Origin of the sequence: Exiguobacterium sp. s40 (assembly GCF_018617905.1) — a bacterium.
Lineage (GTDB): Bacteria > Bacillota > Bacilli > Exiguobacteriales > Exiguobacteriaceae > Exiguobacterium > Exiguobacterium mexicanum_A.
This window is the reverse complement of record NZ_JACSLC010000008.1, coordinates 63744-77777: the sequence shown is the minus strand read 5'-3', so window position 1 is coordinate 77777 and position 14034 is coordinate 63744. Positions and strand designations below refer to the sequence as shown.

Genomic DNA, 14034 nt, shown 5'->3' with positions numbered 1-14034 from the left:
AAAAAAGAGCGGCCCGGGGACCGCTCTTTTTTTATGCCGTTTTGACGTTCGGGTCGAGATCGAGTGCTTCAATCACACGATGGATGGCGCAACCGCCGAGCAGTGAGTCGAGCTGGTCACAGAGCTGTGTCGGTGCCGACCGATACAAGTGGGTATATGTCCGCTTCCAAGATCGTTCTGCCGATTGAATCCGCACGAGCAAGTCAGCATGACCGAGTTCTTTCAGTTTCTCGATGTTCATCCGGTTCGTGCGTGCGAATGCCGATAAGACGACGGCTTTGGCGAGCGGTGTTTGGATCGGATAACCGGCGACGAGCAGGACGGCCATCGCCCCTTTCATTTCATGCTCGATGACCGAGTCGACGAGTTGGTCTGGCGTATATGGGTTACCTCCATGCCCCGAGACCGCTGTGACGAGCTCTTGATGCGAGACCGGGCAAGTCGATGCCTGTAAAATGCTTGCGATTGTCGAATGCGTAGTAGCGTAACGTGTCGCTTCCCCTGTTGCGATCAACCGTTCATACGTATCTACCAATGAAATCATGTGAGTTCCCCCTTTATCTAACTGCCTTTATCGTAACAATTCTAGTAAGCGCTTTCAATATAATTCAGGAAACTTCTGGCCCTATAACGAAAGTATGTTCGCCTCGAAGCGGAAAACACGATACAATGGGCAAAGAGAAGAAGGAGGGCATTGCACATGAACTATTACCAACAGATTGATCCAATTGCAGGGGGCGGATTCGACCGAACACGGTTCCAACTTCCGACCGTAGAGAAGTCGGCGACACGGCTATCGGACCTGACAGACGGAACACCGGTTCAGACGAAAGCGCTCGTCAGTATGGTCGAAGTTCGAGAAGGCAAATCCGGGGCGAAATGGTTACAGCTCAATTTGACGACCTCGAGTGGACTCATCCGTGCCAAGCAGTGGTTGCGCGGCAATGAAGATCAATTGTTGCCGATTTACGAGTCAGGCGTCATCGAGCTCGAAGGGAAAATCGACGTCTACCCAAAACCGGACGGCGCCAAATCGATCACGATCGACCGGGCCAAACCGATTGCCCGGGACGAGGCGGTATCGTTGTTGCCAGGTCTTCCTGGAGACGAGACGATGGAACAATACGCCGACGAGCTGTTCGCGATTCTCTCGACGCTCTCGCCAGACTATCAAGCGATCGCGATGTCACTGCTCGACCGCTATTGGGACGATTTCGTTCTCGCACCGGCCGCACTGTATCATCATCATAACTATGTCGGCGGCCTCTTGAAGCACACGGTCTGTATGCTTCGACTCGGTTATCGGTTCCAAGAACAAGACGACCATTTGGCGATGGCGTTCCGGGTCATCAAAGAAGCCGAGCAGTTGCACAAAGTAGACGTATGGAATACGATGAACGGTGTAAAAGTTGAACAGGCGTTCCGCGGCACGTTCGAGTCGCTTTACGCGGCCTGTGAGGCCATCGCCGAGTTGAAAGAGCCACTCCGTTGGGACGAGCTCGCGCTCGGGATTTTGTTCCATGATATCGGTAAGTTGTTCGAGTACAGTCACTTGCTGTCGTCCCCGAACCGGTTCGAGCAACTGTTCTCGGTCAGCGGCACGAGTGAGACGACCGGGATCTCCATCAACCCGATGGGAAGCTTAATCGGACACATGCCGTACGGCGGACTTTTGTTCGAGAGAAGTCAACAAGCTGCCGGCGTCACACTTCCGCTCGACGTCCATCATCGGATTTGGCATATGATTTTGTCCCACCACGGCAAGCGCGAGTGGGGCTCGAGCGTGTTACCGGTCACGACGGAAGGATGGATGCTCCATCTGATTGACTTGTTGGATGCCCGTTATGAGAAGTGGGCGCGGGTCCACGAAAATTTATAAGGTGAGGTGCAGTACATGATTCCCGTGCAATTGGTGACCGGTTTTTTAGGCGCCGGAAAAACGACCTATATGAATCGCTTGCTAGAAGCGACAGACGAGCGATTGCTCGTCATCGTCAACGAGCTTGGCTCAGTCAATATCGACGAACAGTTGATCGTCAAGATGGACCAAGAACAGATCGAGTTATCGAACGGTTGCATCTGTTGCTCGATTCAAAGCGATTTGAGTAAGACGTTCTATCAGCTTGCGTCCAAAGATACATTTGACCGCATCGTCATCGAGACAACTGGTGTCGCCGATCCGGCACCGATCATCCAGACGATCTATTACGATGATTACTTACGGACACGGTTCAAGCTGACGGCGATTTTAACGGTCGTCGACGCTAGTCAAATGGACCGCGAATTGTTCATAGAAGGAATCCATCAAATCGCCTATGCAGATGTGATTCTGATGAATAAAGTCGACCTCGTCGATGACGTCACGCTCGAACAAGCGCATGAACGGATTAAAGCACTAAATCCGACCGTTCGGGTCATCGAGACGGTCCAGACGGTAGGGGACTATGACTTGACGGAAAATACGTTCCAGCTTTCACGAGTCGACGAGCAACTCCTCGGTCGACTGACAGCAGGGCACACGTCCGTCTCTTCACTACGGGCCGTGACGCTCACGACCGACGTCCCACTACGTCGGGAACGTGCCACGCAATACGTACGCGAAGTGCTCATGCACTATGAGGACGATGTCTATCGCTTGAAGGCGATTGTCCGTTTAGACGGAGAAACATCAAAATTCGTCGTCCAAGCGACAAATCAACTGATGGGGGCGACGTTCGCCAACGAACCGAGCGACGACTCGCGTTCCGTCTTCGTCTGGATCGGGAAGAATCTCGATCGAGACGCGCTAGCGCGCGGATTACAAGCTTGTGAGGTGGATGCATGATGAAATTGATGTTGGTCGATGGGTTTAATCTCCTGTCGCGATATTATTTTGCCACAGAGCGTCGTCGGGCGCTCGACCCCGATGTGACGTTGAAAGGACTGCTCCGTAAAGTTGACGGGTGGACGAACGACTTCACGCATATCGCCTTCTTTTGGGACGGACCACGCGAGACGACGCATCGTTACGCCCTGTTTTCGGACTATAAAGCGACTCGTACCGGCTTACCGGAACCGTTGTTCCACGATTACGTCAAGTTGCGGGCAGCGTTGAGCGAGCGCGGCATTTTTCAGTCCGAGCTCGCCGGATATGAGGCCGACGATTTGATCGGGGCCGTCGCGACCGCGTTCCCGGGTGAATCGTATATGTATTCGTCAGACCGTGATTTGCATCAGCTGCTTTCCCCGAACGTGTTTCAAATCGTCCCGAAAAAAGGGGAAGAGATGATGATGAACCAGGACATATTCGAGACGACTTATGGAATACGGCCCGGACAGTTCGTCGATGTGAAAGCGCTCCAAGGTGATGCCTCAGACAATATTCCAGGTGTCCGCGGCATCGGACCAAAGACGGCGACGATTCTTGTCCAGTCATACGACACGGTCGAAGCGCTGTATGACATCTTGAGACAAGAAGCACTCCAAGAGACGCATCGGAAGTTTGCGAAGAAACTCGAGGGGCAAGAAGAAGTGGCGCTCTTGTCGAAACGTCTCTCGCTCATTGATATCCATGCACCGATCGAAACGGATTGGGAGGCGTATCGCTTTGGTTCACATTTATTTTGATGCGGCGACGAACCAAGAGGCGGGTGAGAACGGTCTTGGTGTCTGGATTAAGACAACGGACGGCACCGTATCCACGTACATCGCCAAACGTGTCGGGCTGACGAGCGTTCAGGCCGAACTCGCCGCGCTCGCGTTCGCCCTCGAAAAAGCGCATACGCTCACGGACGAATCGACGTTCATGTTCTATTCGGACGCCGAGACGGTCGTGCGGGCGCTCGAGCAGAGGTTCTTAAAAGACCAAGCGGTGCGTCCTTTGTTCGTCAAGGCGCTGACGCTGTATGACGAATTGCCAAACAAGTTCATCAAATGGATCCCGCGGGCAGAGAACCGGGCCCATGACGTGGCGAAACAGGCATTGTTGATCGGATGAGAGTCGGGCTTTGGCCCGACTTTTTGTCAATTGCAGGGGAATGATTTCTTTTTTGCAAAAGTTTCGCTAAAATGAAAGCGTAGTCAAAAAAAGAGGGGGAATTTTCATGGAATATCGGATCGAACGGGACACGATGGGGGAAATCAACGTTCCGGCTTCAGCCAAATGGGGAGCCCAAACACAGCGCAGTCTAGAGAACTTTAAAATCGGCACGGAAAAGATGCCGCTCGAGGTCGTGCATGCCTTCGCGATTTTGAAAAAAGGTGCCGCACTCGCCAACGCCGAGCTCGGTGTGTTGGAGCAAGCGAAAGCCGACGTCATCGCCGAAGTCGCCGATGAAATCGTCGCCGGGAAACATGACGCCGAGTTTCCACTCGTCGTCTGGCAAACGGGTTCAGGTACACAGTCGAACATGAACGTCAACGAAGTCATCGCCCATTTGGCGAATGATAAGTTGAAAGAGCGTGGTCAAACGCTCACGATTCATCCGAACGACGACGTCAACAAGTCGCAGAGCTCGAACGACACATATCCGACGGCGATGCACATCGCCGCCATCCTCGCGGTTGAGGACCATGTGTTGCCGTCAATCGAGGCGCTCCACGCGACGCTCGCGAAGAAGGCCGAGTCATTCATGGACATCGTCAAGATCGGTCGAACGCACTTGCAAGACGCGACGCCAGTCACGCTCGGTCAAGAGATCAGTGGTTGGGTCCGGATGCTCGAGCTGTCGAAACAGATGATTGAGCGTACGCTCGAACCGTTGACAGAGCTCGCCCTCGGCGGGACGGCAGTCGGGACGGGGATCAATGCTCATCCACGGTTCGGAGAAGTCGTGGCCGAGAAGATCTCGCAAGAGACCGGAAAACGCTTTATCACGGCCGTCAACAAGTTCCATGCGCTCACGAGCCACGATCAGCTCGTGTTCACACACGGTGCCTTGAAAGCGCTCGCCATGGATGCGATGAAGATTGCCAACGACGTCCGTTGGCTCGCTTCTGGCCCGCGTGCCGGTATCGGTGAAATCTTGATTCCGGAGAACGAACCGGGCAGCTCGATCATGCCTGGTAAAGTCAACCCGACTCAGAGTGAGGCGTTGACGATGGTCGCGGCTCAAGTGCTCGGCAATGATGCGACGATTGGATTCGGGGCGAGCCAAGGAAACTTCGAGTTGAACGTGTTCAAACCGGTCATCATGTACAACTTCCTCCAGACGTGCCGCCTGTTGACGGACAGTCTTCATTCGTTCGACGTGCATTGCGCCGTCGGCATCGAACCAGACTTGGACGTCATCGCGCACAACGTCGATCGTTCGCTCATGCTCGTGACAGCGCTCAACCCGCATATCGGCTACGAGAATGCGGCTAAAATCGCAAAACTAGCACATAAGAATGGGACTTCTTTAAAAGAAGCGGCGCTAGAGACAGGACTATTGACAGAAGAGCAGTTTGACGAATGGATTCGTCCAGAAGAGATGACATCTCCTAACCTAAAAGTTGGAAAATAAGAAAAGAGCGGTCGATGACCGCTCTTTTTCATAATGTAATGGGTCATAAGCACTATCTTACTGTCAAACAATGGGCAGAAAATAAGTAAATAGTTGTATTTTCGTGGATAAAGTCGCATAATCATAGACAGAAGAACATATCGGGGAGAACGAAACTGGGGGGGTCGGGAATGAAGCAGCAGCAACTCACAGATCGTATACATACTATTTTGACGCAAATCACGAGCGCGAGACAGATCCAAACAACAGAGATCGAGTTTTTATTAGATTGGATGAAGCAAGAAGTGAAGCGTCGCCGCTTGATGCACTTGCTTGAGATTTTCAGTCGTGTCGAGTCTGATGTTCGTGAATTGCCACCGGTCTTGACGCAAGCGGAGGCGATGGCTTTGATTGCCCCAGTGAAACGTTATATCCATACCGTCTTAGGCATCGAGCAGGAAGACGAGGATCTCGTACTTATTTTAGCCAACAGTTTTTCGACGTATAGCCGGTATAAACCGCGCGTCGAAAAGCTCGGGGCGCGTCCTGTCTTCTTGCAGACGTTAGAAGAGGCCGTCGAATATGACTATGAAGATGTCCCGAAAGCCATCATCATGGACGTCGAGTTGTGGGCCCGCTTCCCGGAGCGGTCGATTCAATCGTTCGTCAGCAAGATGAAGAAGCTGTATGTCCCGCTCATCGTGATCGGCACGAATGAACATTATCGCCTCGCCGCCTATTCTTACGGCTTCGATGACTATTGGGAGGAATGGGTACCGATGGAAGAACGACTCGTTCGTCTCGGACATCATATCGAGAAGGCTCGTCTCGTCTCGAACGCGCTCCTCGTCGATGAATTGACAGGCGCGTTCAACCGAAAATATTTGAAAGCGACGTTTAGTCGTTTCATGTCCCGACTTGAGCGCTCCGGTGAGAGCTTCACGCTCGCCCTGCTCGACATCGATCATTTCAAACAGTTGAACGATACGTTCGGTCATGCTTACGGGGACGAGGTGTTGCATCGCGTCGCCGAGGAAGTCCGTCTCGCCATCCGCTCGAGTGACGAATTGATTCGTTATGGCGGGGAAGAATTTCTCATCATCCTAAACGTGTCCGAGCGTCACGTCGTCGATGCGGTGCTTGAACGGGTCCGTAGGCGCATCGAGGAGATGACATTTACATATGAACATCACGTCACCGTATCGATCGGCTATACACGGGTCTGTCAGACCGGTATGACGCTCGGCGAGTGGTGTGCTTATGCCGATGAGGCGCTCTACAAGGCGAAGCGCGATGGACGCAATCGAATCATCCGCTACTCGTCAGCCGTCCGCGAGGAGAAACGGCTCGCTTACGTGACGATGAGTCCTGAGAAGTACGCTTTGCTCGCTGAGCGCTTGCCGAAGCAGCATCGTCGCTACGAGGTCATCTATCGCCCATACGACCGTTACGCCTGTAACGATCATATGGAAATGTTTATTCTCGATGACTCGGGCACGAACGAGACGAGAGGGACCTTGTCAGCTGTCAAAGAGCAACGTGGCAAGTACAGCCACATCTTGGCTGTATCGAAACGAACCGCGCTCGAGCTCGGGGCGCTGTATGACGACTTGGCCGAGCAGGACCATCAGGATACCATCACTGAAAAAATCGAGCAATGGCTCGAAAAATTACCCGATTAAAAAAAGGACGTCGACTCAGTCGATGTCCCTTTTGTCATATTGACGGAATGTGAAGCTATAGGCATGCCGTTCGTCGGCCGGATGAAACTGTTCGTTCGTCACGATAAGACCGTCCGGAAGGGACGGATAAAACGTGTCCGCCTCGAACGTGCCATCGACCTCGGTGACGAAGAACCGGTCCGTTATCGAAAGCGTCTGCTCATAGAGCGTCGCGCCACCGATGATATAAAGGTCTGTCGTCTCGTCTTTAAGCGACTCGAGGTCGTGCCACACATCGACACCTTCAGCCGAGAAGGTGCGGTCCGACGTGACGACGATATTGCGTCGGTTCGGCAGCGGCCGACCAATCGATTCAAACGTCTTTCGTCCCATGACGACCGTTTGACCCGTCGTGACAGCTTTGAACTGTTTCAAGTCATCGGGCAGGCGCCACAACAAGGCGTTATCTTTCCCGATTTCCCGATTGCTCCCGATGGCGACGACATGGGTGATCATACGCTCACTTCTCCTTTAATGTGTGGATGAGGGTCATAGCCGACAATCTCGAAGTCTTCAAACCGGAAGTCCTCGATGGATGACACGTCACGCAGGATGTTCAATGTCGGGAGCGGTCGGGTCTCACGCGTCAATTGCAGCTTCACTTGTTCGAGGTGGTTATGGTAAATGTGGGCGTCGCCGAGCGTATGGACGAAGTCTCCGACTTCAAGCCCGGTCACATGGGCGACCATATGCGTGAGCAAAGCGTAAGACGCGATATTGAACGGGACACCGAGGAACGTGTCAGCGCTTCGTTGATAGAGCTGGCACGACAATTTGCCGTCCGCGACGTAAAACTGGAACATGAGATGGCACGGCGGCAACGCCATGTCTTCAAGTTGCCCTGGATTCCAGGCCGAGACGATGAGTCGGCGCGAGTCAGGGTTCGTTTTGATTTGCTCGATTACTTGCGTGAGCTGGTCGACAGTCGTGCCGTCTGGTTTCGGAAACGAGCGCCACTGCGCCCCGTAGACAGGACCGAGATTACCGTCCTCATCGGCCCACTCGTTCCAAATACGAACCCCGTTGTCTTGAAGGTATTTGACGTTCGTGTCACCGGTGATGAACCAGAGTAGTTCATGGATGATGGAGCGCGTATGTAATTTCTTCGTCGTGATCAGGGGGAACCCGTCCTGAAGGTTGAAACGCATCTGGTAGCCGAACACGCTCGTCGTCCCGGTCCCGGTGCGGTCTTCTTTGACGACCCCGTTCTCGAGGATATGGGTGCATAAATCATGGTATTGTTTCATGTGGGAAGTCCCCTTTCTCGTTCAAAAATTTACAAAAAGACGCACTCATTATAACACAATATATTGACGACATAACGTTTCGATTTCTACATACAGATTTTGCAAGCGATAATTATCTCGGTTTTAACATGAAACCATATCGTAATGGGAGGGACTAATCTGTATGGAAAGATGTGGTCTCAGGTAGCTTCGTTATGTTTCGATTCGCGTACAAATAAACGTCTCCGAAGATATCGACTTGATCACCTTGAACACGAAGTGCACAATCTTTGTTCGACAAATAGAATGGTAATTCTTCGGATAAGAGGGCGAGCTCTTGCTTGACGATGTGCATGTGATGTTCGAGATCGAAGTGGGAGAGCACCGAAAAATCGTTGAGGGCCACGCCCTGGAAAATCGTTGGGGTTGAAACCTCATAACCCATGAATGGCGAGCATAACCAAGACAAAGACATATTGATTGCGCCTGCACTAGCGCCTATGACGATGGCCTCGCTTTGTTGAATCGATTGGATTAGGTCATATTCATGTATGAACTGATTTTGCTTGACGGTGTCCCCACCTAACAAGAAGATCATCGAAGCTACTTTAAGAAAATGTTTTGCATTAGTTCGGTCCGTTTCATAATTGATTACGTGATAGTCGTTGAACAAGATGCCGGCTTCCTGTAACCACGATAGCTCGATAACACCATTTTCCGCAGTTGAGGCAGGGTCCGAGCTGATCATTACGAGGGACTGCCGATTTGTCACGTCTCGTGATAAGGCATCTGCCAAATGAGTTGGGAAAAAATCGTTGAACCATCCAAGATAGTAGCACGTCTTCATAGTGAGCCTCCTTCGTATGGAAGTTCTTTCAATAAATTGATTAGAATCAATCTCATTGTAACCGAATTGGTTGAAATTTTTTCCATAAATAATATGTGATTGTTTATAATGAAGAAGACAAACGAGTCTACCTTGTCATGTTGATTGATGTACGTTCAAAAGGAGGATTATCGTGAAGAAGCAATCATTAATTTTCTTATTATCCGTATGCTTACTGAGCCTTGGCCTAATCGGAAATCTTGTTTTTGAAACGATGGGCTTTTTCTTAAATCCAACCATTCATGTGATCAGCATCCCAATCGCATCCACTGAAGGGTACTTCATCCATGGACTTATCGCCCTTGCCATTACTTTTCTTGGGTTATTTCTGCTTCCTTTCGCATTGAATCGTAACAAAGTAAAAATCACTTCCGTTTTTCTGTTGGCGGTCATTCTTATTCCTCAGCTTGTTTGATGAAAAACTCATTCCAGGAACCAGATGACTTTTCCATCTAGTTTTATTTTATTGAGACGGTGAATTCATTAGTAACTACTGCACGTCTTAAGAGGAGGGTTACGATGAAAGCAGTGTTTTGTACCGCATATGGGCCACCTGATGTGTTACAGCTCCGAGAGGTCGACAAGCCTGTGCCAAAATCGGATGAGTTGTTGATCAAAGTTCACACCTCTTCCGTCCATTCCGGCGACCGACGATTACGGGCTCTTGATGTACCGGCTCTAGGTAAGCTACCGATGCGAATCGTCGTCGGTTTCAAGGCACCGCGCCAACCGATTCTCGGTGTCGTCTTGGTAGGGGAGATCGTCGAGACGGGGGTAGCCGCGTTGAAGACTTCAAGGTCGGCGACCGCGTCTATGCGCTGACCGGGATGCGTTTCGGCGGCTACGCTGAATATGCGTGTGTCAAAGCGAGTAAATGTATTGAACGCATGCCGAACAACGCTAGTTTTATCGAAGCAGCCAGCTTTCCGTTCGGAGGGACGACGACTCTTCACTTTTTGCGTAAAGTGAACATCGAACAAGCGAAGACCGTATTGATTTACGGGGCTGCCGGAGCAGTCGGTTCGATGGCCGTTTAAATCTCGAACTATTACGGGCTCACGTAACGGCAGTCTGTCGAGAGCGGAACTTCGAACTCGTCAGAAGTCTTGGCGCAGACGTCGTGGTCGATTACACGAAAGCAGGCTATGATAAGAAACTGACCACATACGACGCCGTGTTCGATGCGGCCGGGAAAATCGATAAGCGGTGGCCCGGAAGCATGTCGCCGAACACGGGAAATTCAGTTCTGTCGCCGGACAAGGACCTGCGAGTGAACGGAAAGAGGATTTGACTTTCCTGAACGATCTGTTTGAAGCCGGCCGAGTAAAGGCCGTCATCGATTCGGTTTATCCGCTCGAGGACATCGTCGCGGCGCACCGTTACGTTGATGCCGGAGGAAAGGCTGGAAATGTGATTGTGACCGTGACACAAGCAAATTGATTCAAGTTAAGCGACGTGCGTTTCATTAATCGTCCCTGTTTTCGCCACGTGGCTTATGGGGTATACTTGTGAAAGACAAATAAAGGGAGGGATTCGATGCAATTACAAGGTAAAAATATTTTGCAAATCCTCAGTGACGACTTTGAAGACTTAGAATTATGGTATCCGGTCCATCGGTTACGCGAGGAAGGCGCAAACGTCATCCTCGCCGGCGAGAAGGCGGATCACGCCTATATCGGTAAGTACGGCGTTCCAGCCAAATCGGACATCGCGTTCGATGACGTCGACATCTCATCATACGACGCTATCCTCGTCCCAGGTGGCTGGTCACCCGACTTGTTGCGCCGCTTCGATTCAGTGAAAGGGTTCGTCCGCTATATGCATGACGAGAAACGGCCAATCGGTCAAATCTGTCACGCTGGCTGGGTATTGATTTCAGCGAAGATTCTTGATGGTGTCAACGTCACGAGCACACCGGGTATTAAAGATGATATGGAAAACGCGGGTGCGATTTGGCACGATGAGCCGGTCGTCGTCGACGGTCATATCGTCTCGAGCCGCCGTCCGCCTGACCTGCCTGACTATATGCGGGAATTCATTAAAGTCATGGCCAAGAACTGAAAATAGAATAAAGGGGTTAACGACAGTTGAGACTTAAATCGAATCCAGTTCTCCGTAAATCAATGGAGACAACAGCTTATAGCACCACGCCGATGACGAAAGCCGGTACGTGGTCGAAAGTGTTCACGCTGCTCTTGCTCGTCACGGCAGCCGCCGGGACGACGTGGATGCTCGTGCCGACAATCGGGGAGGCGTTATTGTTCCCGCTCATGATCGGCTCGCTCATCCTCGGCTTGGTCTTAGCACTCGTCATCACGTTCAAACCGAGAACGGCACCTGTCGTCGCGCCATTGTATGGTATTGTCGAAGGGGTGTTCGTCGGGTTGATCTCGTACTTCTTCGAAGCGATGCTTCCGGGCATCGTCGGCCGTGCCGTCTTGACGACGTTCATCGTCGCGTTCGCCATGTGGTTCGTCTACTCGACGGGTCTCGTCAAAGTGACGCAAAAGTTCCGCGCCGGTGTCACGGCCGCGATCTTTACGGTCATGTTGCTTTATCTCGTTCAAATTGGGATGAGCTTCTTTGGTTCAGGACTCCCGTTCATGACGGGCTCGTCACCGCTTGCCATCGGCGTGCAATTTGTAATTGTCATCATCGCCTCACTCGCGCTCGTGCTTGATTTCGACTATATCGCTCGTCAAGTCGAGAGCCGGGCTCCGAAAGAGCTCGAATGGGTCGCGGCGTTCGGGTTGATTGTGACGCTCATCTGGCTCTATATTGAAATTCTTGATTTACTGTATCGCCTCGCCATGCGCGACTGATCATCGGCCTTTGGGCCGGTGATTTTTTATGAAAGGAAAGGATGTGAAGCCGTCATCAAACCGATGATGGCGCTACTGTTATGAAAAAAGTGATTGTGATTGGATCAGGAATCGTCGGCATCTCGACCGCGTACCATCTGGCCGGGAAGGCCGACGTCACCGTCATCGACCGGAAAGAGAAGGGCCGTGCGACCGACGCGGCAGCAGGCATCGTCTGCCCGTGGATCGCCCAGCGCCGGAACAAGGCGTGGTACGCGCTCGCCAAAGGGGGCGCTCACTACTACGCGACCGTCGTGGACGATTTGAAGCGAGAAGGAGAGACGGAGACCGGCTATAAACGCGTCGGGACGCTCGCCTTGCACGAAGACAAAAAATTGAACGAGATGCAAGAGCGGACGGCGCTACGCCGTGAAGAAGCCCCGGAAATCGGCGATTTGACCCGGATGACGGCAGAAGAAGCGAGAGCGCTGTTCCCGCCGCTCTCGGACGAATATGACGCCCTTCTCGTCGAAGGAGGGGCACGCGTCGATGGGGAGAAGTTAAGAGCGGCGCTCGAACGGATCGCCGTAAAACGCGGCGTGACCTTGGTTGACGGTTCGGCCGTGCTCGTTGAAGCGGACGGCTATCATGTCGAATGTGATGGTATCCGCTTTGAGGCGGATGAAATCGTACTCGCCTGCGGGGCGTGGTTGCCCGAGTTGATGGAACCGATCGGGTATACGGCCCGTGTCGCTGGGGAGAAGGCACAAATCGTTCACGTACAGCTGCCTGATACGGACGCGTCCGACTGGCCGGTCGTCATGCCGCCGCGGCGTCGCTATTTGCTCGGATTTGAAGAAGGACGAATCGTCATCGGCTCGACGCACGAACGGGACAAGGCGTTCGACGCACGACCGACGGCGATCGGGATTCATGAAGTGCTTTCGAAAGGGCTAGAATCGGCCCCAGGACTAGCTGAGGCCGAACTGATTGAGACGCGTGTCGGCTTCCGTCCGGTCACGCCGAACTCGATTCCAATTCTAGGTCGCGTACCGGGAGCGGAGCAGTTGCTCGTCGCGAACGGTCTCGGCTCGTCCGGTTTGACGGTCGGCCCGTTCATCGGGAAAGTGCTCGCCGATCTCGTTCTGACAGGGGACTGCGAGCTCGATATGTCGCTTTATCCGATTGAAGATTTCATCTATCTGACATGAGAAAACAAGCGACCATCCTCTTCGGTGGTCGCTTGTTTGTCGTCAACGGCTCATGATTCCGTTCAAGAAGAAATGAAAATAGTCTTGCATCAACGAGCTCATGTCACCTGACGGGAAGGACGGGTCGGACAAAATCGCCTGTTGCACAAGTTGGACGTAGCGTAAGTACGAATCGGTCGACAGCTCCGGGTCGATGGCCCCGCTCGTCTTCCCGTACTCAATCAATTGCCGGAATGCGGCGTAGCCTCGTCCTGCCAACTGTTGCCACGAGGCGTCCGCTTGAATCATCGAAGTGATCGTCTCGTCGAACAGCCCGGCCGTCTCGATTTTACGAGACAAAATCTCGATCAGCAATTGATCGAACGGGACGGTGTCAGCGATTTGTGACTCGATCCATCCCATCTGTTCCTCCGTCATTTCGGTCAAGACGGCGACAATCACTTGTTCTTTGGAGCCGAAGTAATTATAAATCGATACCGGTGAGACCGAGGCGGCGCGAGCAAGCTCACTCACCGTGAAACGGGACTGCTTCTCGTTCATTAGCCGAAAGGCGGCGTCTAAGATTGCTCGTCGTTTCGTTTCAGTTCGTTTTGTGAATCCATCCATGATGACCCTCGCTTCTCTAATGTTTTGTAATCAATATACCATTTCCATTTCAAAAAATAACGTGATATACTAGTTTTGTAATCATATATATAATAAATTTCAAAACTAAGGAGTGAGTGCG

Annotated in this window: 15 protein-coding genes and 1 pseudogene; 11 read left to right on the top strand and 5 right to left on the bottom strand. The window is 52.1% G+C overall.

Translation table 11 applies throughout. From position 1 onward, the window contains the following. Positions 1–31: 31 nt before the first annotated feature. Positions 32–544, bottom strand: a complete 513-nt coding sequence (locus tag KNP02_RS09190) for a hypothetical protein (protein ID WP_214708593.1) — start codon at positions 542–544, stop codon at positions 32–34. A 156-nt stretch (positions 545–700) separates the two neighbouring features. On the opposite strand from KNP02_RS09190, the gene KNP02_RS09185 reads away from it, so the two are divergent. From KNP02_RS09185 to KNP02_RS09160, 6 genes are all read left to right on the top strand, one after another. Beyond that, entirely contained in the window at positions 701–1879 is a 1179-nt protein-coding gene (locus KNP02_RS09185) for a DNA-binding protein (protein ID WP_214708595.1), read from the top strand. Positions 1880–1894: 15 nt separating this feature from the next. Then, positions 1895–2824 carry a CobW family GTP-binding protein gene (locus KNP02_RS09180; protein ID WP_214708692.1) on the top strand — a complete coding sequence of 310 codons (930 nt, stop codon included), beginning with the start codon at positions 1895–1897 and terminating at the stop codon, positions 2822–2824. Then, positions 2824–3606, top strand: a complete 783-nt coding sequence (locus tag KNP02_RS09175; protein WP_214708597.1) for a 5'-3' exonuclease — start codon at positions 2824–2826, stop codon at positions 3604–3606. Before KNP02_RS09180 ends, KNP02_RS09175 begins: the two co-directional genes overlap by 1 nt. Then, the gene (locus KNP02_RS09170; RefSeq protein ID WP_214708599.1) at positions 3587–3976 is read left to right on the top strand and encodes a reverse transcriptase-like protein; all 390 of its coding nucleotides are present in this window, start codon (positions 3587–3589) and stop codon (positions 3974–3976) included. Before KNP02_RS09175 ends, KNP02_RS09170 begins: the two co-directional genes overlap by 20 nt. A gap of 106 nt (positions 3977–4082) precedes the next feature. Then, positions 4083–5483: a class II fumarate hydratase gene (gene fumC, locus KNP02_RS09165; RefSeq protein ID WP_034777433.1), complete on the top strand. Its 1401-nt coding sequence runs from the start codon at positions 4083–4085 to the stop codon at positions 5481–5483. A gap of 170 nt (positions 5484–5653) precedes the next feature. Next, complete coding sequence (locus tag KNP02_RS09160) at positions 5654–7144, top strand: GGDEF domain-containing protein (protein WP_214708600.1); 1491 nt, start codon at positions 5654–5656, stop codon at positions 7142–7144. A 15-nt stretch (positions 7145–7159) separates the two neighbouring features. Here KNP02_RS09160 and KNP02_RS09155 read toward each other — a convergent pair whose 3' ends face one another. From KNP02_RS09155 to KNP02_RS09145, 3 genes are all read right to left on the bottom strand, one after another. Then, entirely contained in the window at positions 7160–7639 is a 480-nt protein-coding gene (locus tag KNP02_RS09155; protein ID WP_214708602.1) for a dihydrofolate reductase, read from the bottom strand. Continuing rightward, a complete protein-coding gene (locus KNP02_RS09150; protein WP_214708604.1) occupies positions 7636–8430 on the bottom strand; it encodes a thymidylate synthase in 795 nt (264 codons plus the stop codon). Before KNP02_RS09150 ends, KNP02_RS09155 begins: the two co-directional genes overlap by 4 nt. 154 nt (positions 8431–8584) lie before the next feature. Then, complete coding sequence (locus KNP02_RS09145) at positions 8585–9256, bottom strand: Type 1 glutamine amidotransferase-like domain-containing protein (RefSeq protein ID WP_214708606.1); 672 nt, start codon at positions 9254–9256, stop codon at positions 8585–8587. A 172-nt stretch (positions 9257–9428) separates the two neighbouring features. Between KNP02_RS09145 and KNP02_RS09140 the strand changes: the two genes are divergently transcribed. From KNP02_RS09140 to KNP02_RS09120, 5 genes and pseudogenes are all read left to right on the top strand, one after another. Continuing rightward, a complete protein-coding gene (locus KNP02_RS09140; protein WP_214708608.1) occupies positions 9429–9710 on the top strand; it encodes a hypothetical protein in 282 nt (93 codons plus the stop codon). A gap of 104 nt (positions 9711–9814) precedes the next feature. Beyond that, positions 9815–10735, top strand: a pseudogene (locus KNP02_RS09135) (NAD(P)-dependent alcohol dehydrogenase). 96 nt (positions 10736–10831) lie between these two features. Beyond that, positions 10832–11356, top strand: coding sequence for a type 1 glutamine amidotransferase domain-containing protein (locus KNP02_RS09130; RefSeq protein ID WP_214708610.1), 525 nt, complete (start codon positions 10832–10834; stop codon positions 11354–11356). Between the two features lie 26 nt (positions 11357–11382). Then, positions 11383–12117 (top strand): Bax inhibitor-1/YccA family protein, encoded by a 735-nt coding sequence (locus tag KNP02_RS09125; protein WP_138859490.1) that lies wholly within the window; start codon positions 11383–11385, stop codon positions 12115–12117. Positions 12118–12197: 80 nt separating this feature from the next. Continuing rightward, positions 12198–13307 carry an NAD(P)/FAD-dependent oxidoreductase gene (locus tag KNP02_RS09120; RefSeq protein ID WP_214708612.1) on the top strand — a complete coding sequence of 370 codons (1110 nt, stop codon included), beginning with the start codon at positions 12198–12200 and terminating at the stop codon, positions 13305–13307. 42 nt (positions 13308–13349) lie between these two features. On the opposite strand, the gene KNP02_RS09115 is transcribed toward KNP02_RS09120, so the two are convergent. Beyond that, on the bottom strand, positions 13350–13913 hold the full coding sequence (locus KNP02_RS09115) for a TetR/AcrR family transcriptional regulator (RefSeq protein WP_214708614.1): 564 nt from the start codon (positions 13911–13913) through the stop codon (positions 13350–13352). Positions 13914–14034 lie beyond the last annotated feature (121 nt).